Origin of the sequence: Pseudomonas sp. Root71 (genome assembly GCF_001429045.1) — a bacterium.
Lineage (GTDB): Bacteria > Pseudomonadota > Gammaproteobacteria > Pseudomonadales > Pseudomonadaceae > Aquipseudomonas > Aquipseudomonas monachiensis.
On record NZ_LMHY01000001.1, the window covers coordinates 433,713 to 457,466 of the forward strand.

Annotated in this window: 23 protein-coding genes and 2 pseudogenes; 8 read left to right on the forward strand and 17 right to left on the reverse strand. The window is 60.4% G+C overall.

Annotated elements, in window-relative coordinates; genetic code table 11:
* Positions 1–87: 87 nt before the first annotated feature.
* The 7 genes and pseudogenes from ASD95_RS02060 to ASD95_RS02085 all read right to left on the reverse strand — a co-directional run bounded on the left by ASD95_RS02060 (position 88) and on the right by ASD95_RS02085 (position 9,359).
* Positions 88–1,533: a M16 family metallopeptidase gene (locus ASD95_RS02060; protein WP_056726472.1), complete on the reverse strand. Its 1,446-nt coding sequence runs from the start codon at positions 1,531–1,533 to the stop codon at positions 88–90.
* Positions 1,526–2,872 carry a M16 family metallopeptidase gene (locus ASD95_RS02065; protein ID WP_056726473.1) on the reverse strand — a complete coding sequence of 449 codons (1,347 nt, stop codon included), beginning with the start codon at positions 2,870–2,872 and terminating at the stop codon, positions 1,526–1,528. Before ASD95_RS02065 ends, ASD95_RS02060 begins: the two co-directional genes overlap by 8 nt.
* Before the next feature lie 238 nt (positions 2,873–3,110).
* Positions 3,111–4,436 (reverse strand): annotated as a pseudogene (locus ASD95_RS29025) (M16 family metallopeptidase); the annotation flags it as partial.
* A gap of 30 nt (positions 4,437–4,466) precedes the next feature.
* Positions 4,467–5,792: pseudogene (locus tag ASD95_RS29030) on the reverse strand (M16 family metallopeptidase); the annotation flags it as partial.
* 117 nt (positions 5,793–5,909) lie between these two features.
* Positions 5,910–6,521: a 16S rRNA (guanine(966)-N(2))-methyltransferase RsmD gene (gene rsmD / locus ASD95_RS02075; RefSeq protein WP_056726474.1), complete on the reverse strand. Its 612-nt coding sequence runs from the start codon at positions 6,519–6,521 to the stop codon at positions 5,910–5,912.
* Positions 6,521–8,011: a M16 family metallopeptidase gene (locus ASD95_RS02080; protein ID WP_056726475.1), complete on the reverse strand. Its 1,491-nt coding sequence runs from the start codon at positions 8,009–8,011 to the stop codon at positions 6,521–6,523. The genes rsmD and ASD95_RS02080 overlap by 1 nt, the downstream gene beginning before the upstream one ends.
* Positions 8,004–9,359, reverse strand: a complete 1,356-nt coding sequence (locus ASD95_RS02085) for a M16 family metallopeptidase (RefSeq protein ID WP_056726476.1) — start codon at positions 9,357–9,359, stop codon at positions 8,004–8,006. Before ASD95_RS02085 ends, ASD95_RS02080 begins: the two co-directional genes overlap by 8 nt.
* A 607-nt stretch (positions 9,360–9,966) precedes the next feature.
* On the opposite strand from ASD95_RS02085, the gene ftsY reads away from it, so the two are divergent.
* The 4 genes from ftsY (at position 9,967) to rpoH (ending at position 14,134) form a co-directional block, all read left to right on the forward strand.
* Entirely contained in the window at positions 9,967–11,472 is a 1,506-nt protein-coding gene (ftsY, locus tag ASD95_RS02090; protein ID WP_056726477.1) for a signal recognition particle-docking protein FtsY, read from the forward strand.
* Entirely contained in the window at positions 11,469–12,140 is a 672-nt protein-coding gene (gene ftsE, locus ASD95_RS02095; RefSeq protein ID WP_007975383.1) for a cell division ATP-binding protein FtsE, read from the forward strand. Before ftsY ends, ftsE begins: the two co-directional genes overlap by 4 nt.
* On the forward strand, positions 12,137–13,159 hold the full coding sequence (gene ftsX / locus ASD95_RS02100) for a permease-like cell division protein FtsX (protein WP_056726478.1): 1,023 nt from the start codon (positions 12,137–12,139) through the stop codon (positions 13,157–13,159). Before ftsE ends, ftsX begins: the two co-directional genes overlap by 4 nt.
* 120 nt (positions 13,160–13,279) lie before the next feature.
* Entirely contained in the window at positions 13,280–14,134 is an 855-nt protein-coding gene (gene rpoH, locus ASD95_RS02105; RefSeq protein WP_007975386.1) for an RNA polymerase sigma factor RpoH, read from the forward strand.
* Between the two features lie 147 nt (positions 14,135–14,281).
* On the opposite strand, the gene mtgA is transcribed toward rpoH, so the two are convergent.
* Positions 14,282–15,004, reverse strand: a complete 723-nt coding sequence (mtgA, locus tag ASD95_RS02110) for a monofunctional biosynthetic peptidoglycan transglycosylase (protein ID WP_056726479.1) — start codon at positions 15,002–15,004, stop codon at positions 14,282–14,284.
* A 74-nt stretch (positions 15,005–15,078) separates the two neighbouring features.
* Between mtgA and ASD95_RS02115 the strand changes: the two genes are divergently transcribed.
* From ASD95_RS02115 to trmB, 4 genes are all read left to right on the forward strand, one after another.
* Entirely contained in the window at positions 15,079–15,450 is a 372-nt protein-coding gene (locus ASD95_RS02115; protein ID WP_056726480.1) for a DUF423 domain-containing protein, read from the forward strand.
* A 90-nt stretch (positions 15,451–15,540) separates the two neighbouring features.
* On the forward strand, positions 15,541–15,741 hold the full coding sequence (gene thiS, locus ASD95_RS02120) for a sulfur carrier protein ThiS (protein ID WP_162252424.1): 201 nt from the start codon (positions 15,541–15,543) through the stop codon (positions 15,739–15,741).
* A gap of 60 nt (positions 15,742–15,801) precedes the next feature.
* A complete protein-coding gene (locus ASD95_RS02125) occupies positions 15,802–16,596 on the forward strand; it encodes a thiazole synthase (RefSeq protein WP_008051425.1) in 795 nt (264 codons plus the stop codon).
* Between the two features lie 9 nt (positions 16,597–16,605).
* The gene (gene trmB / locus ASD95_RS02130; RefSeq protein ID WP_056726481.1) at positions 16,606–17,331 is read left to right on the forward strand and encodes a tRNA (guanosine(46)-N7)-methyltransferase TrmB; all 726 of its coding nucleotides are present in this window, start codon (positions 16,606–16,608) and stop codon (positions 17,329–17,331) included.
* A gap of 131 nt (positions 17,332–17,462) precedes the next feature.
* Here the strand turns inward: trmB and ASD95_RS02135 are convergent, their stop codons facing one another.
* From ASD95_RS02135 to proC, 9 genes are all read right to left on the reverse strand, one after another.
* Positions 17,463–17,786 carry a DUF3392 domain-containing protein gene (locus ASD95_RS02135; protein ID WP_007987827.1) on the reverse strand — a complete coding sequence of 108 codons (324 nt, stop codon included), beginning with the start codon at positions 17,784–17,786 and terminating at the stop codon, positions 17,463–17,465.
* A gap of 9 nt (positions 17,787–17,795) precedes the next feature.
* A complete protein-coding gene (gene hemW, locus ASD95_RS02140) occupies positions 17,796–19,001 on the reverse strand; it encodes a radical SAM family heme chaperone HemW (RefSeq protein ID WP_056726482.1) in 1,206 nt (401 codons plus the stop codon).
* Positions 18,998–19,594 carry an RdgB/HAM1 family non-canonical purine NTP pyrophosphatase gene (rdgB, locus tag ASD95_RS02145; protein ID WP_056726483.1) on the reverse strand — a complete coding sequence of 199 codons (597 nt, stop codon included), beginning with the start codon at positions 19,592–19,594 and terminating at the stop codon, positions 18,998–19,000. Before rdgB ends, hemW begins: the two co-directional genes overlap by 4 nt.
* The gene (locus ASD95_RS02150; RefSeq protein WP_056726484.1) at positions 19,591–20,025 is read right to left on the reverse strand and encodes a DUF4426 domain-containing protein; all 435 of its coding nucleotides are present in this window, start codon (positions 20,023–20,025) and stop codon (positions 19,591–19,593) included. The genes rdgB and ASD95_RS02150 overlap by 4 nt, the downstream gene beginning before the upstream one ends.
* A 26-nt stretch (positions 20,026–20,051) precedes the next feature.
* Complete coding sequence (gene metW / locus ASD95_RS02155) at positions 20,052–20,672, reverse strand: methionine biosynthesis protein MetW (protein WP_056726485.1); 621 nt, start codon at positions 20,670–20,672, stop codon at positions 20,052–20,054.
* Positions 20,673–20,679: 7 nt separating this feature from the next.
* Complete coding sequence (metX, locus tag ASD95_RS02160; protein ID WP_056726486.1) at positions 20,680–21,819, reverse strand: homoserine O-succinyltransferase MetX; 1,140 nt, start codon at positions 21,817–21,819, stop codon at positions 20,680–20,682.
* Positions 21,820–22,003: 184 nt separating this feature from the next.
* The gene (locus ASD95_RS02165) at positions 22,004–22,297 is read right to left on the reverse strand and encodes a DUF167 domain-containing protein (RefSeq protein WP_056726487.1); all 294 of its coding nucleotides are present in this window, start codon (positions 22,295–22,297) and stop codon (positions 22,004–22,006) included.
* Between the two features lie 4 nt (positions 22,298–22,301).
* Entirely contained in the window at positions 22,302–22,892 is a 591-nt protein-coding gene (locus ASD95_RS02170; protein WP_056726488.1) for a YggT family protein, read from the reverse strand.
* A 10-nt stretch (positions 22,893–22,902) separates the two neighbouring features.
* Complete coding sequence (gene proC / locus ASD95_RS02175; protein ID WP_056726489.1) at positions 22,903–23,721, reverse strand: pyrroline-5-carboxylate reductase; 819 nt, start codon at positions 23,719–23,721, stop codon at positions 22,903–22,905.
* Between the last annotated feature and the right edge of the window lie 33 nt (positions 23,722–23,754).

The following is a 23,754-nucleotide window of genomic DNA, read 5'->3' on the forward strand; positions in this document are numbered from 1 at the left end:
TGCACAGTCATTCTCGGTGGAGGTGTTCATGAGTCTGCCCGAAGACGCGGCGGGGCAGCGCCGCGACCGCGTCATCATGGCTGCTGTCTAACTTGCCACAATCTCGCCAGGCATGCGACACATGGCATTGGTTGCGCTTTCGCTCGGAGCTGGCAGCGGTTGTTGATCTGTCTTCGGCCCCAGAATGACAACGCGCCATTGGTCGGCGTGGTGATGCCGGTTGAGCGCGCTTTTGATTGAAGCGAGGTCCAGCTTCAAGGCCGCTTGCGTGGAAAAATCGAGGTCCAGCGGCAGATCGTGGGCACTGATGATTTGCAATCGCTTCAGGATCTGCGCGTTGGTAGCACTGTTCAACGGTGAGCTACCGGCCAGTTGCTGTTGGATGTCGTCAAGTTCCTGTTGGGTCGGCCCTTGGGCGAGGAAGTCGCTGAACATTGTTTTGATATGGGCCAGCACGGCATCGGCCTGCTCTGGTGGGGCCTGCAATTGAACGGTCAGCCACCCTTGTGCCTGAAGAGCTGAAAGGCCGGCTTCAACGTGGTAGGTCAGGCCTCGGCGCTCACGAAGTTCATTCATCAGTCGGTTGGTGAAAATACTGCTGGCCATGTAAAGCGCGACATAGTCCGGACTGCTTCGCAGGACACTTGGCTGGGTAAGACGCAGGTAAGCCTGGGTCGATGGTCGCTCAATGCGCAGCAGATCTGGAGCGCCTGGGCTTGTCACTGGCTGGATCGCGGCAATGGCCGGTCCCAGGGGCAAGGCCGCTGATATCTGCGCACCGATGCGCTGGGCTTCTTCCTCGGTGAGGTCGCCGACCAGTGTGATCTGGGCATTGCCCGCGGCATAAGCCTGGCGATGAAAGTCTTGCGCCTGGGTGCGGGTGATGGAGGCAAGCCCGGCCCGGGTTCCGTAGAGGGACTGAGCATAACCGTGGCCGGGAAACATCTGGCCGAGATTGGCTTCTCGGGCTTGAGCGGCATGGGACTGATCTTCAAGGTCCAGAAAGTACTGAAATTGGGATTTCACCTCAGGCAGGGATTCTTCCGGCAACAGCGGCTTGCCGAGTACCTGGGCGAACAGCTCCAGGGCTGGAGTGCGCCGTGATTCGTCACTCAGGCTACGCAGGGAAAGCCAGGTCCGGTCCTGGCTGATACCCATGTCCATCCTTGCCCCCAGATTATCGAACGTCGCCTGTATGGCATTGACGTCCTTGCCAGCCACACCCTCATTCAAAAGGCCATAGGTGAGCGCAGCCAGGCCGGGTTGATCTGGTGTGAGGGCGCTGCCGGCGGCAAAGCTCACCAGGGCATCGAACATCGGCAGGCCGGGGATGCGGATGAACAGGATCTTCGTTCCGCCGAGGGTTTTGTAACCCTTGATCGGCAGTGTGCGGTGGGTCGTCGGAGTCTGGGGTTCATTGAGCGATTGCAGCGCTGGTTTCCGGGGCGCCGTGGTTGCAGCGGCAGGGGCCTGGGTACTCAACAGCATGCCGGCCAGGATCAATCCATTGATGAGGCCTTTGAACTTATCCATTGTTTTTCTCCGGCAAGATTTTCGCGGTAGTCAGGCGATCACGCGTCAGGTACGTCTTTGCCACCTCCTGAATCTCCAGGGGCGTAACTTTGCTCAACTCATTCGTATCCTGATCGGCCAGCCGCCAGTCCAGGCCGATGGTTTCCAGCAGGCCCAAGGTGTTGGCCTGCCCTTCCAGATCGTCCTGCGCATAAACGGTGTCAGCGATCAGGAGATTTTGCGCGCGTTCCAGCTCCGCCGGTTCCGGTGCCTTGTTCTTCAGTGATTCGATCACTTGCCACAGGCGGGCAAGGGCTTCGTCAGCATCATTGAGCTTGTCCGGGTTGAGCTGTGTGCTGATGGTCAGCAACGAATCACCACGATTGAAGGCGTCGTACTCTGAGCGGGCCTCAGTGAATATCGCTTCGCTCAGTTGCAGTTGTTGTTTGATCCGCGCGCTACTGGATCCGGCCAGTAACATATTAAGAAGGCGCAGGGCATGGGCGGTCCGACGATCCGGTGCCGTGGCCAGGCTTGGCGCGTTGAAGCTCATGATCAGGCGTGGGGAAGCTATCGGTGCATACAGGGTCAGTGACCGTTCACCGGCAGAAGCCAGCTCGACGGGGGCATGGGCCACGGGTGTCGCGCGCCGCTCAAGATGGCCGAAGTGCTGCTGTGCAAGGGCCTTGATCCGCTCAGGCGTTACATCGCCAACCACCACCAGCGTCGCATTGTTTGGCGAATACCAGGCCTGATACCACTGCCGCAATTGCACGGCGTTCATGCGTTGCAAATCGTGCATCCAGCCAATCGTCGGGGTGCGATAGCCGCTGGCCGGGTAGGCAATGCTGTTCAGTCGCTCGCGAGCCGAAGCGATGATTCCATCATCAACGTGCATCCGGCGCTCTTCCTGAATGACCTTGAGCTCCGGAGTGAAGTCCTGTTCATTGAGCTCGGCCGTACTCATCAGGTCAGCCAGTATTTCGAAAGCAACACCTGTCCGGGCAGAGGGCAGTGTCTGGTGAAACGACGTGTAGTCCGTGTAAGTTACGGCGTTTTCACTGGCGCCAAGCTTCTTCAGTATCGCCTCGAACTCTCCGGCGCAGGCCTTGCTGCTGCCTTTGTAGACCATGTGTTCGAGGGCGTGGGACAGGCCCGACTGGCCGGGCGGTTCGTAGCTTGCACCGACCTTGATCCAGAGTTGGGCGGTGACGATGGGGGAGCGGTGGTCCTCGCGCACGACAACCTTGAGGCCGTTATCCAGTACGAAGTCTTGCGTCGCAGGGGGGGTCGCCGCGCTGGCCATGAGCGGCAGCCAGGCGATGAAGGGCAGCACAAGCGTGCTGCATGAGATGTTCATCCGTGTTCATCCTCAGTGGTTTGCAGTTAATTGCGCAAACCACTGTGGATGATCCGTAAGGACGTCAGGCGGTAACTATGTAGTGCACTTCACGACCGGTTTGGGGTGGTCGTCTCGCGGGAATCAGAGGTGCGTTGCTCGCAGCTTGTCTGGAAATACCGTGCACCACAGCCGGTCCGCAAGGGACAGGAAACAATTGATGGTGGGTCCATTATTAATGTTCCGGAACCCCCAGCGGTTACTCGAAAGGGTTATCAGTAGGGGCCGGTAACGGCTTTTGCGGCACGGTCGGGCCAGCACTGACGATGACCATCTTGTCCATGCTCAGGTGTTTGTTCATGGCGGCCTTGACCTGCTCGACGGTCAGGGCCTGGGACTGTTGCATGAAGTCTTCCAGGTGACTCAACGGCAAATTAAAGTAGCCGATGACCGCCAGTTGATCGACGATATCGGCGTTGCTCGCGGTGGACAGCGGGAAGCTGCCGGCCAATCCGCGCTTGGCATCGTCAAGCTCTTTTTCGGTCGGGCCGGTCTCAAGGTAATCGGCCAGCACGTCCTGCACCAGTTTCACGGTGCCTTCGCTCATTTCGGCGCGGGTTTGCAGTTCGATCATGAACGGGCCACGCACCTGCTTTGGGGTGAGGCTCGAATACACGCCGTAAGTCAGGCCGCGTTTCTCGCGCACTTCGCTCATCAAGCGGGTGCCGAAGCCGCCGCCACCGAGAATCTGGTTACCCATGGACAACGCCGCGTAATCCGGGTCGTAGCGGTCGATGCCCAATTGCGCGAGTATCAGGTTGGTCTGCTTGGACGGGAACTCGATATGGCCGACGCTGGCCTTGGGCTCGACCGGTTGCGCGATTTTCGGCAAGGCTGGCCCTTTGGGCAGGGCGCTGGAAATCTGGGCAGCAATCGCTTCGGCTTCCGCGCGGGACAGGTCGCCGACCAGTGCGATCCCAACGTTACCGGCTGTATAGGCTTTCTCGTGGAAAGTACGCAGTTGCGCCAAAGTAATCGCCGGTACGGTTTCCGCCGTGCCGTAGCTGGAATGAGCGTACGGATGATCACCATACAAGCGGCTCATCAGTTCCAGGTTCGCCAATTTACCGGGGTCCTGCTTGTAATATTCGAAATGGGTGAATATCAGATTCTTCATGCGGGTTAACGAGTCGGCCGGGAAGATTGGTTTGCCCACGACTTCAGCGAACAGCTTCAGGGCCGGCTCGCGCTTGTCCTTGGCACTCAGGCTGCGCAGCGTAGCGACTGCCATGTCGTTATAAGTGTCGTTGCCGAAATTGGCGCCAAGGTCTTCGAAGCCCTGGGCAATGGCACTGGCGTCTTTGCCGGCCACTCCTTCGCCGAGCATGGCGTTGGTCAATAGCGCCAGACCGAGTGCGTTGCCGTCGTGGCTGCTGCCGGCGGCGAAGGTCAGGCGCATGTCGAACATCGGCAGTTCATGGGCTTCGACAAACAGCACCTTGGCACCGTTGGCTGTGTTCCAGGTTTGTACGTCAAGTTTGCGGGAGCTCGGTACTTTGCCGTCGAGCATCGCCAGTGATTCCACCGGCAGGTTGGGGCCATCAGGACCGTCAGTCTCATGAGTTGTTTCCTCGGGCAAGGCATGGGCAACACTCACGCGAGAGCGGGTGAAAAATGTGTGGGCCGCTTTCTGGATGTCCTCGGGAGTTACCTCCTGCAGACCGGCAAGTTCAGTATCCATCAGCTTCCACGACAGGCCGATTGTTTCCAGCTGTCCGATGGTGTGAGCCTGACTGTTGATCAAGTCTCGTTGGTAGACCAGTTGAGCGATCGCTCGAGCGCGCGCCCGCTCGATTTCTTCAGCAGAAGGCGCGGTGGTTTTGAGCTGTTCGAGCAGTCGCCACAGGCCGGCTTCAACCTGCTCTATGGTTTTGTGTTTCCGGACGTTAGGTGTCGCTGACAAGGTGAACAAGCTGTCGCCTCGGGTGTAGGGGGAGTAGTACGAGGACGCAAAGGAGACAAGCTCTTCACCACGTTGCAATAGCGCCGGGATACGGGCGCTATAACCACCATCAAGCAGGGACACAATCAGCCGCAAGGCGTTTACCGCGTGTTTGTCTTCGGCGGTGGCTATACCGGGCACGTTGAACGCCATGAGTATTTCCGGTTCCCGGGTCTGTGTGTGCACTGTAATCCTGCGTTCGCCTGGCTCTGCCAGTTCCAGCGGAATCTTGACTGGGGGGATGTCACGACTTTGGATCGGCCCGAACCAACGCTGGGCCAGAGTGACGACCTCTTCCGGTGTCACATCACCCACCACAACTAGCGTGGCATTGTTCGGCGCATACCAGGATTGGTACCAGTGACGCAGCTCTTCGATCTTCATGCGCTCAAGATCGGCCATCCAGCCAATGGTTGGCGTTCTGTAGCCGCTGCTGGGGAAAGTGATGGTAGAGAAGAGTTCTCGCGCCCTGCTCATCGAGCTGTCGTCGACACGCAGGCGGCGTTCTTCCTTGATGACTTCGATCTCTTTATTGAACTCTTCGGCTGGCAGGTGTGCGTTCACCATGCGGTCGGCTTCGAGTTCGAAGGCCACGCCAAGGTAGTCGCGGGACAGCAACTGGTAATAAACGGTAGCGTCGTCGCTGGTGAAGGCATTCTCCTCAGCGCCGAGGCTGCGCAATATTATCGATGCTTCACCGGGTCGGGTTTTATTGCTGCCCTTGAACACCATGTGTTCCAGGGCGTGGGATAGCCCCGATTGCCCCGGATGTTCATAGCTGGAACCGACTTTGTACCAGAGCTGGGAGATCACCACAGGTGCTCGATGATCTTCGCGAACGATGATCTTCAGGCCATTTTCGAGAGTGCACTCATGCGTAGGGGTTGGAGTTCGTTCAGTCATTGGCTTGTTCATCCATTGGTTATTCATTGCATCCATGCGAGACATTTCGCACGTCAACGATGATCCAGGAGCAGAGGAACAAGCCACCTCAGATGTGTTGCGTTTTAAGAAGCCACCGTGGTGCCGGGCAAGCCATCGGCCTGCCCGTGCGCTTTACTCGGCAGGGTTTTCAGTGCTGCGCTGCCACAATGAGTAATACACGCGCCCGGATTTCTGTTCCCGGTGCAGGCGCCAGTTCTCCGGCAGGCCCAGGGTCGACGGCGCCGACTCGCTTTCGGTGTACACCCAGGCGTCTTCGGCCAGCCATTGGCGCTCTTCGAGCAACTTGCAGACGGTGGGCAGCAGGTCCTGGTTGAACGGCGGGTCAAGGAACACCAGGTCGTAGGCCGTTGCGGTCTGGGTTTCCAGGTAGCGCAGGGCGTCGGCGGTCTGGACCTGGCCGTTGGTGCAACGCAATGTGCCCAGGTGTTCCTTCAGGCTGGACACCGCGATGCTGCTGGCGTCCAGCGCCTGACCCATGGCTGCGCCGCGGGACAGGGCTTCGAGGAACAGCGCGCCACTGCCGGTGAACGGGTCGAGTACCTTGGCACCGGGTACATAAGGTGCGAGCCAGTTGAACAGGGTTTCACGCACTCGGTCCGGCGTCGGGCGCAGGCCCGGGGCGTCGGGGAAGCTCAGCTTGCGGCTGCGCCATTCACCGCCGATGATGCGCAACTGGTTTATGCCGTTGTGGACGTTTTTGGCGGGTTTTTTAGGGTGGGCCATTAATGCTCCGGAACCCCGAGCGGCTGCTCGGAAGGTTTATCAGTAGGGGCCGGTAACGGCTTTTGCGGCACGGTCGGGCCAGCGCTGACGATGACCATCTTGTCCGTACTCAGGTGTTTGTTCATGGCGGCTTTGACCTGCTCGACGGTCAAGGCCTGGGACTGTTGCATGAAGTCTTCCAGGTGACTCAGCGGCAAGTTGTAAAAACCGATGGCGCCCAGCTGACCGACGATATCGGCGTTGCTGGCGGTGGACAGCGGGAAGCTGCCGGCCAGTTCGCGCTTGGCGTCGTCCAGCTCTTTTTCGGTCGGGCCGGTATTAAGGTAGTCGGCCAGTACATCCTGCACCAGTTTCAGGGTGCCCTCGCTCATCTCGGCACGGGTTTGCAGGTTGATCATGAACGGGCCGCGTGCCTGCATCGGGGTGAAGCCCGAATACACGCCGTAAGTCAGGCCACGCTTTTCGCGCACTTCACTCATCAAGCGGGTGCCGAAGCCGCCGCCACCGAGAATCTGGTTACCCATGGACAACGCCGCATAGTCCGGGTCGTCGCGATCGATGCCCAGTTGCGCAAGCATCAGGTTGGTCTGCTTGGACGGGAACTCGATATGGCCGACGCTGGCCTTGGGCTCGACCGGTTGCGCGATTTTCGGCAAGGCCGGGCCTTTGGGCAGGGCGCTGGAAACCTGGGCGGCAATCGCTTCAGCTTCCGCGCGGGACAGGTCGCCGACCAGCGCGATCACCACATTACCGGCTGCGTAGGCTTTCTCGTGGAAAACACGCAGCTGTGCCTGGGTTATCGCCGGGACGGTTTTCGCCGTGCCATCGCTGGCGTGTGCGTACGGGTGATCACCGTACAAGCGGTTCATCAGTTCCAGGCTCGCCAGTTTGCCGGGGTTCTGTTTCTGGTATTCAAAACCGGCGAGCATCTGGTTCTTGATGCGGGCCAGCGAGTCGGCAGGGAAAGTCGGCTTGCCGATGACTTCGGCGAACAGCTTCAGGGCCGGTTCGCGCTTGTCCTTGGCACTCAGGCTGCGCAGCGAAGCGATTGCCATGTCCTTATAAGCGCCGTTGCCGAAATCGGCACCCAGGCCTTCGAAGCCCTGGGCAATGGCACCGACGTCCTTGCCGGCCACACCTTCGTTGAGCATGGCGTTGGTCAACACCGCCACGCCCGGTGCATCGCCGTCCTGGCTGCTGCCGGCAGCGAAGATCAGGCGCATGTCGAACATCGGCAGCTCATGGGCTTCGACAAACAGCACCTTGGTGCCTTCGGCGGTGTTCCAGGTCTGCACGTCCAGCTTGCGGTGTTGCGGTGCCTTGCCGTTGAGTTCGGTCAGCGATTGCAGTTTCTGGCTGGCCTTGGCCTTGTCGAGGGCTTCGCTGGCATTGGTTTCACCGGAGCGCGACAGATAGAACGCGGCGGAGCCGATAACGGCGACGGCGACCAGGCCGATCAGGGCCAGGCGGGAGGGTTTACGCTCACTCATGAGTCGTCTCCAGAGGCAATACATGGGCGACGCTGAGACGTTCGCGGGTGAAGTACAGCTTGGCGGCTTTCTGGATGTCTTGCGGCGTGACGCTTTCCAGATCGGCCAGTTCGGTGTCCATCAGTTTCCATGACAGGCCGACCGTTTCCAGTTGGCCGATGGCGGTGGCCTGGCTGGTGATCGAGTCGCGCTCGAAGACCAGGCCGGCGATGACTTGTGCGCGTACGCGTTCCAGTTCTTCGGCGGTTGGCGCCGTGGTTTTCAACTGGTCGAGCAGCTTCCACAAACCGGCTTGCGCCTGGGCGATGGTCTTGTGTTTCTGCGAGTTTGGCGATGCCGACAGAGTGAAGAGGCTGTCGCCACGGGTGTAGGCGTCGTAACTCGACGAGCCGCCGGACACCAGTTCTTCTCCGCGTTCCAGTTGCGTCGGGATGCGCCCGCTGTAGCCGCCGTCGAGCAGCGCCGAGATCAGACGCAGGGCATTGACCAGGCGCTTGTCTTCGGCGGTGGCGATGCTCGGCACGTTGAAGGCCAGCATCAGGCTGGGCAGTTGGGTCTGTACGTGCAGAGTGATCTGGCGCTCGCCTGGTTCGGCCAGTTCCAGCGGTTTTTTTGCGGCGGGCACATCACGCTTGGCGATCGGGCCGAAATAGCGTTGGGCCAGGGTTTTGACTTCGTCCGGAGTGACATCGCCAACCACCACCAGCGTAGCGTTGTTGGGCACGTACCAGGTTTCGTACCAGTGGCGCAGCTCTTCGACCTTCATCCGCTCAAGGTCGGCCATCCAGCCGATGGTCGGCGTGTGATAGCCGCTGGCCGGGTAGGCCATGGCCTTGAAGCGCTCGTAGGCCTTGGCCATCGGCTTGTCGTCGGTACGCAGGCGACGTTCTTCCTTGATGACCTCGATTTCCTTGGCGAACTCGTCGGGCGGCAGGCGCAGGCTGGCCATGCGGTCGGCTTCCAGCTCGAAGGCAACGCCCAGGCGATCACGGGCCAGCACCTGGTAGTACGCGGTGAAGTCGTCACTGGTGAATGCGTTTTCTTCGGCGCCGAGGTCGCGCAGGATCAGCGAGGCTTCGCCGGGGCCGACTTTCTCGCTGCCCTTGAACATCATGTGCTCCAGAGCGTGGGACAAACCGGTATTACCCGGCGTCTCGTAGCTGGAGCCGACCTTGTACCAGACCTGGGAAACCACCACGGGCGCACGATGGTCTTCGCGCACGACCACCTTCAAGCCATTGTCGAGAGTGAATTCGTGGGTGGGTTGCGGGTCGGCAGCCAAGGCCGAAAGGGGCAGGCAAACTGTGCTGAGCAGCAGGCCTGCGGCGCGGCGGGCAAGAGCATTCATTCGTTTTCAAACCTTTGGGGCTGCCCGCTTGGTCTTAGCGTCAGCGGGCGAGAGGTAGGGCGTGTCATCAATCATTACCAGTACCGCGCCGGAGCCTGATAGTGCGCAGGGCAAGGCGCGAGGAGTGTAGTTTGGTATTCCAAATAAACTCCGAGCAACGCAGCCCTGCGCACTATCAGGCCCGGCCCTCCGGGTGGTCGCCTGAAAGCGGGCCATACTGCGTTGCAGTCCTTGGCAAGGAAAGCACATTCCCTGCGGCCTGCGCCTTGTCTGGCCCGCTTTCAGGCGGCCACGCGGTACTGGTAATGATTGATGACACGCCCTAGGATACTGATCCGTTTTAGCGGCGGCCACGCCTATCAGGCCTTTATGCTTGATCAGGTTGAATGGGTTTGCGACGGAAGGTGGATATTTATCAACTGAATTCCGCGTTTTCGCCGATTTTGCTGCTTTAGTCCTATGAGAAATCGATTCCTTGAGGCGCCGATGAGCACCTCGACAAAATGTTGCGCGTGAACAAGCTGGGTGAAACACAGTCTGTTCTGCATCGAATATTTATTTGCCGGGGCGCCATTGGCGCGTCGCTACCGTGAGATAGCCGTCCTCCATGTTTGGTTCCAACGACGACAAGAAGACCCCAGCTGCGGCTGGCGAGAAAAAAAGCCTGTTCGGATGGCTGCGCAAAAAGCCGCAGGAACCCGTCGTCGAACAGCCACAAGCCATTTCTGAACCAGCGCCGACGCCGGTCCCGGTAATAGAAGAAGCGCCCGCGTCGGTTGTTTTGCCGATTGCCGAGCCGTTGCAGCAACCCAAGGTTGAAGCCGCTCCCGAACCCGTCAGCGAAATCGTCACCGAACAGCCGTTGGCCCCGACGGCCGAGCCGTGGTTGACCCTGCCGGTGGCCGAAGAACCCGTGGCATTGGTCGAAAATGACCTGGCTCCTCACGTGACACCACTGATTCCGGCTCCGGTAGCGTTTACGCCTGCACCGGCTCATGTGCCTGTGGTCGAACCTATTGTTGAACCAGCCGTCGTAGCCGAGCCTGTGCCTGTTGTCAGCCAGCCAGAGGTTCCGGTATTCGTTGCTCCGGTTGCTCAAGCACCGGCACCCGCTCCGATTCCTGAGCCGATCGCGGTACCCGTTGAAGCTCCGGCGGAGCTGGTACGCACCGAAGAAACCAAAGCCGGTTTCTTCGCCCGCCTCAAGCAGGGCCTGTCCAAGACCAGCGCCAGTATCGGCGAAGGCATGGCCAGCCTGTTCCTGGGCAAAAAGGTTATTGATGACGAGCTGCTCGAAGACCTCGAAACCCGTTTGCTGACCGCCGACGTTGGTGTTGAAGCCACCTCGGTGATCATTCAGCGTTTGACGCAGAAGGTTGCGCGCAAGGAGCTGGCCGACGCCGATGCCCTGTACAAATCCCTGCAAGCCGAGCTGGCAGCGATGCTCAAGCCTGTCGAGCAGCCGCTGAAAATCACCTCGCAGAACAAGCCGTTCGTGATTCTGGTCGTCGGCGTCAACGGTGCCGGCAAGACCACAACCATCGGCAAGCTGGCGAAGAAACTGCAGCTGGAAGGCAAGAAAGTCATGCTCGCCGCCGGCGATACCTTCCGTGCCGCGGCGGTGGAGCAATTGCAGGTCTGGGGTGAGCGCAACAAGATCCCGGTGATCGCGCAGCACACTGGCGCCGACTCGGCCTCGGTGATCTTCGATGCCGTGCAGGCCGCCAAAGCCCGTGGCATCGATGTGTTGATCGCCGACACCGCCGGCCGCCTGCACACCAAAGACAACCTGATGGAAGAGCTGAAAAAGGTTCGTCGGGTGATCGGCAAGCTCGACGCCGACGCCCCGCACGAAGTGCTGTTGGTGCTTGACGCCGGCACCGGCCAGAACGCCATCAACCAGGCCAAGCAATTCAACCAGACCGTCGAACTGACCGGCCTGGCGCTGACCAAGCTCGACGGCACCGCCAAGGGCGGGGTGATTTTCGCCCTGGCCAAGCAATTCGGCCTGCCGATCCGCTACATTGGCGTCGGCGAAGGCATCGATGATTTGCGTACCTTTGAAGCAGAACCCTTTGTCCAGGCATTGTTTGCCGAACGGGAGCGTTCATGATTCGTTTCGAACAGGTCGGTAAGCGCTACCCGAACGGTCACGTCGGCTTGCATGAGCTGAGCTTTCGAGTCCGTCGTGGCGAGTTCTTGTTTGTCACCGGCCATTCCGGCGCCGGTAAATCCACGCTGTTGCGCCTGTTGCTGGCGATGGAGCGCCCGACCAGCGGCAAGCTGCTGCTCGCCGGGCAAGACCTGAGCACCATCAGCAACGCGCAGATTCCTTTCTTGCGCCGGCAGATCGGCGTGGTGTTCCAGAATCACCAGTTGCTGTTCGATCGCACGGTGTTCAATAACGTCGCGCTGCCTTTGCAGATCCTGGGGCTGTCCAAGGCCGAGATCGCCAAGCGCGTGGACTCGGCACTGGAGCGCGTGGCGCTGTCGGATAAAACCGATCTGTACCCGGGCGACCTGTCCACCGGTCAGCAGCAGCGCGTCGGCATCGCCCGCGCCATCGTCCATCGTCCGGCCTTGCTGCTGGCGGATGAACCGACCGGTAACCTCGACCCGCGTCTGGCCGCCGAGATCATGGGCGTGTTCGAAGACATCAATCGCCTGGGTACCAGCGTGCTGATCGCCAGTCACGACCTGGCCCTGATCGCCCGCATGCGCCATCGCATGCTGACGTTGCAACGCGGTCGATTGATCGGTGACGGGGAGGCCGCGGTATGAGTGCAACACGTAGCCCCAAGGTTTCCGAGCGTGTGGCCCCGAAGGCCGCCGATCCGCAGCCGCAAAAGAAAAAACGCGATGATGACGACGGGCCGGACTTTGCCACGTTGTTCCGCGCCTGGATCGAAAGTCATCGTGCCAGTCTGGTGGACAGCCTGCGCCGCCTGGGCAAGCAGCCCATCGGCAGTTTCTTCACCTGCATGGTGATGGCGGTGGCCCTGAGTTTGCCCATGGGGCTGTCACTTTTGCTAAGTAACGTCGAGCGCCTCGGTGGCTCCTGGCAGCGTGCGGCACAGATTTCCCTGTATCTGGACCTTGAGGCCAAGTCGGCCGAAGGTGAATCTCTGCGCGATCAGATCAAGGGCATGCCTGGCGTCGCCGAGGCCGAATATGTTGGCCGGGATCAGGCGCTGGAAGAGTTCCAGCAACAGTCCGGGCTGGGCGAGGCGCTCAAGGAATTGCCGGAGAACCCGCTGCCGGGCGTGGTCCTGGTGACGCCGAACGAAGTCGACAAGCCGGCCCTTGAAGCATTAAGACAAAAACTATCCGAGTTACCGAAGGTACAACAGGCGCAACTTGATTTAGTCTGGGTCGAGCGTCTGGCAGCCATCCTCAAGCTGGGTGACCGTTTTGTCTTCGGTCTGACCGTGCTTCTGGTTTCTGCATTACTTTTGGTGATAGGCAATACCATTCGTCTTCATATTGAAAACCGCCGCACAGAGATAGAAGTGATTAAACTGGTTGGCGGCACTGACAGCTATGTGCGCAGGCCCTTTCTGTATATGGGCGCGTTGTATGGCTTCGGTGCGGGGATTCTGTCCTGGGGCGTCCTGGCGTTCGGCCTTGATTGGCTGAACGACGCGGTGGTAGGGCTGGCCGGTTTGTACGGCAGTGATTTTGCACTGGCTGGAGTGCCAGTTGCCGACGGTCTGTCTCTCTTGCTTGGCGCGGTGCTGTTGGGGTATATCGGTGCATGGATTGCAGTCGCACGCCACCTGAGGGAGCTTGCGCCTAAGTAGTATCATTTTGCTCGTATTGACCTTTCAGCGTTTTTGGGTTTTAGGGAACTTGTCTTTCGGTTTCCGGTCAATTTTCGCAGTGCTGAACTGCACGAGTTTGTAAGTCGGAGGTTTTTTCGTATGACCAATTCTTTGCAACCTGCATATGCTCTGGTCCCGGGTGCGAACCTGGAGGCCTATGTGCACACCGTCAACAGCATTCCATTGCTGTCGCCGGAGCAGGAGCGTGAACTGGCCGAGAGTCTCTATTATGAGCAGGATTTGGGGGCGGCTCGGCAGATGGTGCTCGCCCACCTGCGTTTTGTCGTACATATCGCCCGTAGCTATTCCGGCTACGGCCTGGCCCAGGCTGACCTGATCCAGGAAGGCAACGTCGGCCTGATGAAGGCCGTGAAGCGCTTCAACCCGGAAATGGGCGTGCGCCTGGTGTCCTTTGCCGTGCACTGGATCAAGGCGGAAATCCACGAGTTCATCCTGCGCAACTGGCGCATCGTGAAAGTCGCGACCACCAAGGCCCAGCGCAAGTTGTTCTTCAACCTGCGCAGCCAGAAGAAGCGTCTGGCCTGGCTGAACAACGAAGAAGTCCATCGCGTAGCGGAAAGCCTGGGTGTAGAGCCTCGGGAAGTGCGCGAGATGGAAAGCCGCCTGACCGGCCATGACATGGCCTTCGACCCGGCTGCCGAAGCGGACGACGACAGTGCTTTCCAGTCGCCGGCCAACTATCTGGAAGACCACCGGTACGACCCGGCCCGTCAACTGGAAGATGCCGACTGGAGCGACAACTCCAACCACAACCTGCACGAAGCGCTGGAAGTGCTGGACGACCGCAGCCGTGACATCCTCTACCAGCGCTGGCTGGCGGAAGAAAAAGCCACGTTGCATGACCTGGCGCAGAAGTACAACGTGTCGGCCGAGCGTATTCGTCAGCTTGAGAAGAGTGCGATGAACAAGCTCAAGTTGTCGATCGCTGCGTAATCGGCGAGCAGGCAATAAAAAACGCCCCGGTCATTGATCGGGGTGTTTTGTTTTCAGGCTCAAAAGATCGCAGCCTTCGGCAGCTCCTACATAGGATTGCGTACCCCAGTAGGAGCTGCCGAAGGCTGCGATCTTTGATTTTTTCAGTTACTGCGCCCAAGGCGCCCGACGCGAATCGTTCAGCCCGACCAGATAGCTGTCGCCACCCAGTTGGCTCATCTGTCGCCGAATCCAGCCTGCGCGTCGCGCCACGTAAGCGGTCGGATGGCTCGCACTCCACACGCGAGGATTGGGCAATACCGCAGCCAACAAGCTCGATTGCTGACGGCTCAGGTTCTTGGCGCTCACACCAAAGTGATGCCGGGCCGCCGCTTCGGCGCCAAACACGCCGTCATCCCACTCGACGCTGTTGAGGTACACCTCAAGAATTCGCTGCTTGGGCCAGAGCACTTCGATCAGTCCGGTGAACCAGGCTTCCAGGCCTTTGCGCAGCCAGCTGCGGCCAGACCACAGGAACAGATTTTTCGAAACCTGCTGGCTCAGGGTGCTGGCGCCACGGATCGAACCGCCGCGCTCGTTATGGGCAAACGCCGCCTGAATCGCGCCGATATCGAAGCCCCAGTGCTCCGGGAATTTTTGGTCTTCGCCGGCAATCACCGCGACTTTCAGGTCATCGGAGATCTCGTCCCAGGGTTTCCAGGTCCGTTGCAGGTCGATGGGTTCGCCGTCAAACCAGGACTCGATCTTGCGCTCGACCATCAGCGTCGTCCCCGGCGGCGGCACCACGCGAAAGATCAGCACCAGCAATACGCTGCCACCCATGAACCAGAGCACGGCCTTGGAGAAATGACGGAAATAGATACGCAGCATAGAGATGGCTTGGCCGAACCCGTTGAGCGGGCCATTATACAGACCCTTTGAATCGAAACTGACTGGAGTTCTGCATGCTGCGTGGCTTTGTGATGCTGGCCGCTTTTTTCGGCTTCACCGGTGTCGGCCTCGGGGCCTTTGCCGCCCATGGCCTGAAGAGCCGCCTGAGCGCCGATTACCTGGCGATCTTCCACACTGGCGTCACCTATCAACTGGTGCACGCCCTGGCGTTGCTCGGTGTTGCAGCGCTGGCCACGCAAATTCCCGGTCGACTCGCCACCTGGGCCGCTGCATCGTTTGCCATCGGTATCCTGCTGTTCTCCGGTAGCCTGTATGTATTGACGCTGACGGGCATCAGCAAGTTCGGCATCATCACCCCGTTCGGTGGTCTGGCCTTTCTGGTGGGTTGGTTTTGCCTCGGACTTGCCGCCTGGCGCCTGAGCTGACTTAACGGTCCATTTCATGACGAATGGCTTGGGTCGGCCTGACTGATCGGGCTAGAATGCCAGCCCCTAAAAATGATGGCGGCATCCGGCATGCGCATTCAGTTGAACGGCGAATCCCTTGAACTGCCCGACGGTGAAACCGTTGCGGCCCTGCTGACCCGTCTGGACCTGACCGGACGCCGGGTGGCGGTCGAACTCAATCTGGATATCGTCCCGCGCAGTCAGCTCGCAGACACCACGTTGAACGACGGCGACAACGTCGAAGTGGTGCACGCCATCGGCGGCGGCTAGCAGCCTCGGCCCAGTGGCCACAGAATTCAGCAAGTACCTCACCCCTACAGAGGATTTTCCATGAGCATCGTTCGCAGCGACAAGCCTTTCGTCCTGGCCGGTCGTACTTACCAGTCGCGTTTGCTGGTCGGTACCGGCAAGTACCGTGACATGGAAGAAACCCGCCTGGCCATCGAAGCCTCGGGTGCCGAGATCGTCACCTTCGCCGTGCGCCGCACGAACCTTGGCCAGATCGAGGGCGAGCCGAACCTGCTCGATGTGCTGTCGCCGGATCGCTACACTTTCCTGCCGAACACCGCCGGTTGCTACGACGCCATCGAAGCCGTGCGCACCTGCCGCCTGGCCCGTGAGCTGCTCGATGGCCACAACCTGGTGAAGCTGGAAGTGCTGGCCGACCAGAAAACCCTGTTCCCCAACGTGATCGAAACCCTCAAGGCCGCCGAAACGCTGGTCAAGGAAGGCTTCGACGTGATGGTCTACACCAGTGATGATCCGATCATCGCCCGTCAATTGGCGGAAATCGGCTGTATCGCGGTGATGCCGCTGGCCGGTCTGATCGGCTCTGGTCTGGGGATCTGCAACCCGTACAACCTGCAGATCATCCTCGAAGAAGCCAAAATCCCGGTGCTGGTGGATGCCGGTGTCGGTACTGCTTCCGACGCTACCATTGCCATGGAACTGGGTTGTGATGCGGTGCTGATGAATTCGGCCATCGCCCACGCCCAGCAGCCGGTCATGATGGCTGAAGCCATGAAACATGCGATCGTCGCAGGCCGCCTGGCTTACCTCGCCGGCCGCATGCCGAAAAAACTCTATGCCAGCGCCTCTTCGCCGCTGGATGGTCTGATCAAGTAAGAGCCATTGATGACTGAATCGAACGACACGCCAATCCAGACGGAAGAAGGCGACGAGCGCCAACACCGCCGCATCAAGAGCTTCGTGATGCGCGCCGGGCGCATGACCGAAGGCCAGCAAAAGGGCCTGGAGCAGGGCACTCCGCTGTTCGTGCTGCCGCTGGCCGACGCGCCGGTGGATTTCGACCAAGTGTTCGGTCGCTCGGCACCGCGCTCGCTGGAAATCGGTTTCGGTATGGGCCATTCGCTGCTGGAAATGGCCGCCGCTTCGCCGGATCAGGATTTCATTGGCGTCGAGGTTCACCGTCCGGGTGTCGGGGCGCTGCTCAATGGCGTGCTGACGCAAGGCCTGACCAACCTGCGGGTCTACGATTGTGATGCCATCGAAGTGCTCAACCGTTGCGTGGCCGATAACAGCCTCGATCGCCTGATGCTGTTTTTCCCGGACCCATGGCACAAGAGCCGTCACCACAAGCGTCGTATCGTTCAGGCGTCCTTCGCTGAGCTGGTGCGCAGCAAGTTGAAAGTCGGCGGCATTCTGCACATGGCCACCGACTGGGAACCGTACGCCGAGTACATGCTGGAAGTGATGAACGTTGCGCCGGGTTACCGCAACCTCGCCGAAGACGGCAAGTGCGTGCCACGCCCGGCCGAACGGCCGATCACCAAGTTCGAACGCCGTGGCGAACGTCTTGGGCATGGGGTTTGGGATTTGAAGTTCGAGAAGCAGTCCTAAGCATCACCCAATACAAACTGTGGGAGCGGGCTTGCTCGCGAAGGCGTCGTGTCAGTCGACATTAATGTTGTCTGATGCACCGCTTTCGCGAGCAAGCCCGCTCCCACAGTTGTTTTAAGGTGTGGCTGAGATCAGCGGCGGTCTGCCACAACGCCAATCAACACCAGCACCACCAGCAGCACCGGCGCCAGGCTGTAGTTGTTGAACTGGCTCAAGCCGCGCACGACCCACGGCGTGGCATAGATCAGCGCCGCGCCGCTGCCGATCATGCACAGCAGGGACATCAGTGGCACGCGCAAGGCGCCGGCGATGCTGCCCAGGCGTTGCTCGACCCAGCCTTTGAAATCCGCACCAAACAGCACCAGCAGGCAGCCCACCAGGGCCAGGGCGATTTCCGAGAGGTTGCTGCGGCTCCAGCGAGACACGGTGGCAAGCAGGTCGAGTACCAAATCCATTCGATTTCCTTATGTCAGAAATTTCTGCAGCAAGTCGTTGAGGAAGAGTTGTCCGCGTTCGGTGGCTACCAGACGTGACGGTTCGACCTGCAACAGGCCGCTTTGTTCGGCTTCGCGGCGGCCTTCAGCAAGGCTTTCCAGTGTCATGCCGGTGCGTTCCGGGTACAGCCGTGATTCGACGCCTTTAGTCAGGCGCAGCGCGTTCATCAGGAATTCGAACGGCATTTCATCGTTGCCCAGCGCTTTCTCGCCGGCCTGGAAGCTTTTTGCCGGATTCAGGTAATCCTTCGGCAGGCGGGTCTTCCAGGTGCGAATGATGCGCCCGTCCGGATGGCTGAGCTTGCCATGGGCGCCGGCGCCGATGCCGATGAAGTCGCCAAAACTCCAGTAATTGAGGTTGTGGCGCGCCGGGCGACCGGGCAGGGCATAGGCCGAGACCTCGTATTGCGCGTAACCATGTTCAGCCAGCAGCGCTTGTCCGGCTTCCTGTATGTCCCACAGCGTGTCGTCTTCCGGCAGCGTCGGCGGCTGGTTCCAGAACACCGTGTTCGGTTCCAGGGTCAGTTGATACCACGACAGGTGTGTCGGCTTCAGGGCGATGGCTGTGCGCAGGTCGGCCAAGGCATCGTCCAGGGACTGATTGGGCAAGCCATGCATCAAGTCCAGGTTGAAGTTGTCGAACCCGGCCTGTCGCGCCATGCCGGCGGCGCGTACGGCTTCGTCGCCGTTGTGAATCCGCCCCAGGGCCTCGAGCTTCTCTTGCTGGAAGCTCTGGATGCCGATCGACAGGCGATTGATCCCCAGTTTCCGGTACGCGACGAACTTGTCTTGCTCGAAGGTCCCCGGATTGGCTTCCAGCGTGATTTCGATGTCGCTGGCAAACGGGATGCGTTGTTCGATGCCTTTGAGCAAGCGACCCAGCGAATCAGCACTGAACAGGCTTGGCGTGCCGCCACCGAAGAAAATCGAGCTCAGCTCTCGACCATAAACGGCGTGCAGGTCCTGATCGAGATCGGCCAGCAATGCGTCGACGTACTCTTCTTCCGGCAGCACGGGGCTGGCGGTGTGGGAGTTGAAGTCGCAATAAGGGCATTTGCGCACGCACCACGGGATGTGGATATACAGCGCCAGCGGCGGCAGCACAGGCAGGGCCGCCCGAGGCGATTGAGCGGCGCCGCCGAAGATCAGCGGCGACGCGGATGATTCACGGGTCATTTCAAGCCCAGGCGCTGGCGCAGCAGATCCATTGCACGGGCGCGGTGGCTGATCTGGTTCTTGTCGCCCGGGCTCATTTCGGCACTGGAGCAATCGCGCTCCGGCACCCAGAACAGCGGGTCGTAGCCAAAACCGTGTTCGCCGCTGGCCTGGGTCAGGATCCGCCCGTGCCACAAACCTTCGCAGAGAATCGGCAACGGATCATCGGCGTGGCGCACCAGTGCCAGCACGCACACGAACTGCGCACCACGTTCGGCCTCAGGCACGTCTTTCAATACGTCGAGCAGCTTGGCGTTGTTCGCCGCATCGCCCTTGCCGTCGGCATAACGCGCCGAGTAGATGCCTGGCGCGCCGCCAAGGAAGTCCACCGCCAGCCCGGAATCGTCGGCCAACGCCGGCAGGCCGGAAATGCGCGCGGCATTGCGGGCCTTGAGGATGGCGTTTTCGACGAACGACAAACCAGTCTCTTCGGGCTCGACACTGCTGAACTCGCCGATCGAGCGCAGATGCACCGACTCGCCGAGCATGGCCTGGAGTTCCTTGAGTTTGCCGGCGTTATGGCTGGCCAGTACGAGTTGCGTGAAGTTGATCATTGGCCAGGGAAGAGCTCTTGGTTGAAATTGATGGTGTTTATCTTGTCGCCGGTCTGCACCTTGATGTTGAAGGTGCGGACTTCCTGCTGGGGTACCGGGTATTGGGCGATGTAGTAGATCGCTCCTTGCTCGGTGACCTGCTTGAAGTTCAGTGTATAGCTTTGGCTGGTCAGGTCTTTGACGGTGCCGCTGACCTCGGCCGTCATCGGCGTGCCGGCCTTGATCACTGTAATGTTGATCACGCCCTGATCCTTGCTGCGAGTCAGTTGGGCGGCCTTGGCAACGTCCGGTAGCAGGTAGGTGGAGTTGAAGGTGTTGTAGTGCACCGTCACGTCACCGAAGGTTTCCTTGCGTTCGCTCTTGATGGCGTCGGCGGCCATGGCGGTGATGCTCAGGCAGGCAGTGAGTAGAAACAACGCTAGACGACCCATGATCGTTCTCCTTGAAATAGGGTGGATCAGACTGCGACCTTGTGATCGGAAAGTCCCGGGCTGCTGACCCGGTAGATACCGATCTCACCTAACAGATTAGGCCATAGCTTGCTGGCCCACCCGTGCCGATGCTGTTGATCCACGGCAAGCCGATCAATGACCTTCGCTTCACGTTCGCGACACAAGGCTTCAAAGTCCGCGAAGGTGCAGAAGTGAATGTTCGGCGTGTTGTACCAGGTGTACGGCAGGAACTCGGAAACCGGCATGCGGCCCTTGCTCGCCAGGTACCAGCGGCAGCGCCAATGACCGAAATTCGGGAAAGTGATGATGCACTGACGGCCGACGCGCAGCATTTCCTCGAGGATCCTGTCCGGGTAGTGCACCGCTTGCAGCGCCTGGGTCATGACCACGACATCGAAACTGTTGCTGGCAAAGTTGCCCAGGCCCTTGTCCAGGTCCTGTTCGATGACGTTGATGCCCTTGGCCACGCACTCGGCGATGTTGTCGGCGTCGTTTTCCAGGCCATAACCGGTGACTTGCTTGTTATCGCGCAGCCAGGTCAGCAGCTCGCCATCGCCGCACCCGAGGTCGAGCACGCGGCTGCCGGCGGGGATCCATTCCTGGATGATTTCCAGATCAGCTCTCATGGCTTTCTCACAACGTAATGCGGTTCATGTAATTGCCGAATGCCTGCAGGTAGCGCGGGATCGGAATCAGGAAGGCGTCGTGGCCTTGCGGAGCGTCGATCTCGAGGTAGCAGACGTCCTTGCGCGCGGCCATCAGTGCGTCCACCAGCTCCCGCGAGCGGGCAGGGGAGAAGCGCCAGTCGGTGGTGAACGACATCACGCAGAACCTGGCTTTTGCACCTTCAAAGGTTTTCGCCAGGTTATCGTCGAAGTTCGCTGCCGGATCGAAGTAATCGAGCGCTTTGGTCATCAACAGGTACGTGTTGGCATCGAAGCGCCCGGAGAACTCTTCGCCCTGGTAGCGCAGGTAGCTTTCCACCTGGAACTCGACGCTGTGGAAGTCGTAGTTGAGCTTCTCGCTCTTGAGCCCGCGGCCGAATTTCTCGCCCATGGAGTCGTCGGACAGGTAGGTGATATGCCCGACCATCCGCGCCAGCATCAGGCCGCGCTTGGGGATCACGTTGTGTTCCTGGAACGAGCCGCCGTGGAATTCAGGGTCGGTGAGGATCGCCTGGCGCGCCACTTCGTTGAACGCGATGTTCTGTGCCGACAGCTTGGGCGCCGAGGCGATGGCCAGGCAATGACGGATGCGGTCTGGGTAGGTGATGCTCCATTGCATCGCCTGCATGCCGCCGAGGCTGCCGCCGATCACGGCCGCGAACTGGGCGATGCCGAGACGATCGGCCAGGCGGGCCTGGCTGTGCACCCAATCCTCGACGGTTAACACCGGGAAGTCGGCGCCGAACGGCTTGCCGGTGTCCGGGTTGATGCTGCTCGGGCCGGTGGAGCCGTTGCAGCCGCCGAGGTTGTTCAGGCTGACCACGAAGAACTTGCTGGTGTCGATCGGCTTGCCGGGACCGATGCAGCTGTCCCACCAACCGGGCTTGCGGTCGTCGACGCTGTGGTAGCCGGCGGCGTGGTGGTGACCGGACAGGGCGTGGCAGATCAGCACGGCGTTGCTCGCCGTGGCATTGAGCGTGCCGTAGGTTTCGTAAATCAGGTCATAGGCCGGGAGCGAACGGCCGCAGGCCAATGCCAGGGGTTCGCTGAAGTGCGCCACTTGCGGCGTCACCAGACCAACAGAATCGGGGGGGAAGGCAGCTGGCATCGACCCTGCTCTCATTGAAATGAGGCGTAAGTCTAAAGACCGCTGGGGTAAGCGGCAAGCAAAGGCCGGGCCTGATTTCATTCAGTAAGACTGAGGTGCACCATTCGCGAGCAAGCCCGCTCCCACAGGGGGACGCATTCCAATGTGGGAGCGGGCTTGCTCGCGAATGAGGCGACTCGGTGGATCAGGCTGGACGCACCAGATCAGGCAAGTCCGGCAGCTTCTTCGGCGAACAGATCCGCACCCGTTTCTGCCGGTTCAACTCGCCGCTGAGCAGGCTGACCTGGCTCTTGGATACGCCAAAGGCCTTGGCCAGGAACGCCATCAGATACGCGTTTGCCTTGCCCTCGACCGGCGGCGCGGTCAGGCGGATCTTCAGGCGATCGCCGTGCAGCCCGCAGAAGTCATCGCTACGGGCTGCCGGTTGCAGGTGACACTCCAGAATCAGGTCGTCACCGTCCCAGCGAAACCAGCTCACCGGGTCAGATCAACACGCGGAGGATTTCCGGCATCATGGTCATGGCGGCGAGGTTGTTGATCACCAGCATGTCGAACAGCTTGAGTGCCAGGAACGCAAAGATCGGCGACAGGTCCAGACCGCCCAGGTTCGGCAGGAACTTGCGGAACGGCGCCAGGGCCGGTTCGCAGACGTCGTTCACCAGTTCGGCGCCGGGGTTATGGCTGCCCGGGGCGACCCAGGACAGGATCACGCTGATGATCAGGGCGAAGAAGAAAATCTTCATGAACAGCGCGGTCACCCCGATGATCGACCAGATCAGCAGTTGCAGCGGGTTGCCGGTGGTGCCGTAGGTCAGCAGCAGGGTCAGGGCCATCAGCGCCAGTTGCACCAGGATCGCCAGCACCAGCGAGGACATGTCCAGGCCGAACACGCTCGGGATGATCCGGCGCAGTGGCTTGAGCAGTGGCTGAGTGGCCTTGACGATGAACTGGCAGATCGGGTTGTAGAAGTTCGCCCGCACCAGTTGCAGCACGAAGCGCATCAGCACGATCAGCAGGTACAGGCTGCCGAGGGTTTGCAGCACGTAGACCGCTGCGGTGTTCAATCCAATCATGAAAAGCTCCTTATTGACCCAGTTGTTCGGCCATCTCGGCCGAGCGATGCGCGGCAGCGCCGAGTGCTTTTTCGACCAGGGCTTCAAAGCCATTGGCCTGGAACGACTTGATTGCAGCTTCCGTGGTGCCCGCAGGCGAGGTGACGCGGCGGCGCAGCTCGGCTGCGTCGACGTCGCTGGAGACCGCCATGTGTGCGGCGCCCAGGGCGGTTTGCAGGGTCAGCTGCGCGGCGATGTCCGCCGGCAGGCCGAGCTTCACGCCGGCGGCGGTCATGGCTTCGATCAGCAGGAAGAAGTACGCCGGGCCCGAGCCGGAAACGGCGGTGACGGCATCCAGTTGCTGTTCTTCATTCAGCCATAGGGCGATGCCGACCGCGGACAGCAACTCCTGGGCCTGCTGACGTTGTTCGGCGGACACCTCGGCTGTCGCAAACAGGCCGCTCGCGCCCTGACGCACCAGCGCCGGGGTGTTGGGCATGCAGCGCACGATCGGCTGGGCGCCGAGCCAGTTGTTCATGCTGGCGCAGGTGATGCCCGCTGCAATCGAAACCACCAGTTGATCGGGCTTGAGGCTTGGGCGAATGGCTTCGCACACGGCTTTCATCGCCTGCGGCTTGACCGCCAGCACGACCACGTTGGCGCCATCGATGGCCTGGGCGTTGTCGGCAAAGGTTTCGATGCCGTGTTCAGCGCTCACGCGGGCGCGGGTTTCTTCGCCCGGATCGCTGGCGCGGATCTGCGCTGCTTCCAGACCCTTGGCCCGCAGGCCGCCGATCAGGCTGGCGGCCATGTTGCCGGCACCGATAAAGGCAATACGTGTCTTGCTCATGTCAGGTCCTTATAAAGAGAGGAGTCAGCCATT

What these genes read in the sequence shown, in the direction of transcription:
- ASD95_RS02060 (WP_056726472.1), bottom strand. Translation starts at nt 1,533, where the DNA reads ATGGATAAGTTCAAAGGCCTCATCAATGGATTGATCCTGGCCGGCATG.
- ASD95_RS02065 (WP_056726473.1), bottom strand. Translation starts at nt 2,872, where the DNA reads ATGAACATCTCATGCAGCACGCTTGTGCTGCCCTTCATCGCCTGGCTG.
- rsmD (WP_056726474.1), bottom strand. Translation starts at nt 6,521, where the DNA reads ATGGCCCACCCTAAAAAACCCGCCAAAAACGTCCACAACGGCATAAAC.
- ASD95_RS02080 (WP_056726475.1), bottom strand. Translation starts at nt 8,011, where the DNA reads ATGAGTGAGCGTAAACCCTCCCGCCTGGCCCTGATCGGCCTGGTCGCC.
- ASD95_RS02085 (WP_056726476.1), bottom strand. Translation starts at nt 9,359, where the DNA reads ATGAATGCTCTTGCCCGCCGCGCCGCAGGCCTGCTGCTCAGCACAGTT.
- ftsY (WP_056726477.1), top strand. Translation starts at nt 9,967, where the DNA reads ATGTTTGGTTCCAACGACGACAAGAAGACCCCAGCTGCGGCTGGCGAG.
- ftsE (WP_007975383.1), top strand. Translation starts at nt 11,469, where the DNA reads ATGATTCGTTTCGAACAGGTCGGTAAGCGCTACCCGAACGGTCACGTC.
- ftsX (WP_056726478.1), top strand. Translation starts at nt 12,137, where the DNA reads ATGAGTGCAACACGTAGCCCCAAGGTTTCCGAGCGTGTGGCCCCGAAG.
- rpoH (WP_007975386.1), top strand. Translation starts at nt 13,280, where the DNA reads ATGACCAATTCTTTGCAACCTGCATATGCTCTGGTCCCGGGTGCGAAC.
- mtgA (WP_056726479.1), bottom strand. Translation starts at nt 15,004, where the DNA reads ATGCTGCGTATCTATTTCCGTCATTTCTCCAAGGCCGTGCTCTGGTTC.
- ASD95_RS02115 (WP_056726480.1), top strand. Translation starts at nt 15,079, where the DNA reads ATGCTGCGTGGCTTTGTGATGCTGGCCGCTTTTTTCGGCTTCACCGGT.
- thiS (WP_162252424.1), top strand. Translation starts at nt 15,541, where the DNA reads ATGCGCATTCAGTTGAACGGCGAATCCCTTGAACTGCCCGACGGTGAA.
- ASD95_RS02125 (WP_008051425.1), top strand. Translation starts at nt 15,802, where the DNA reads ATGAGCATCGTTCGCAGCGACAAGCCTTTCGTCCTGGCCGGTCGTACT.
- trmB (WP_056726481.1), top strand. Translation starts at nt 16,606, where the DNA reads ATGACTGAATCGAACGACACGCCAATCCAGACGGAAGAAGGCGACGAG.
- ASD95_RS02135 (WP_007987827.1), bottom strand. Translation starts at nt 17,786, where the DNA reads ATGGATTTGGTACTCGACCTGCTTGCCACCGTGTCTCGCTGGAGCCGC.
- hemW (WP_056726482.1), bottom strand. Translation starts at nt 19,001, where the DNA reads ATGACCCGTGAATCATCCGCGTCGCCGCTGATCTTCGGCGGCGCCGCT.
- rdgB (WP_056726483.1), bottom strand. Translation starts at nt 19,594, where the DNA reads ATGATCAACTTCACGCAACTCGTACTGGCCAGCCATAACGCCGGCAAA.
- ASD95_RS02150 (WP_056726484.1), bottom strand. Translation starts at nt 20,025, where the DNA reads ATGGGTCGTCTAGCGTTGTTTCTACTCACTGCCTGCCTGAGCATCACC.
- metW (WP_056726485.1), bottom strand. Translation starts at nt 20,672, where the DNA reads ATGAGAGCTGATCTGGAAATCATCCAGGAATGGATCCCCGCCGGCAGC.
- metX (WP_056726486.1), bottom strand. Translation starts at nt 21,819, where the DNA reads ATGCCAGCTGCCTTCCCCCCCGATTCTGTTGGTCTGGTGACGCCGCAA.
- ASD95_RS02170 (WP_056726488.1), bottom strand. Translation starts at nt 22,892, where the DNA reads ATGATTGGATTGAACACCGCAGCGGTCTACGTGCTGCAAACCCTCGGC.
- proC (WP_056726489.1), bottom strand. Translation starts at nt 23,721, where the DNA reads ATGAGCAAGACACGTATTGCCTTTATCGGTGCCGGCAACATGGCCGCC.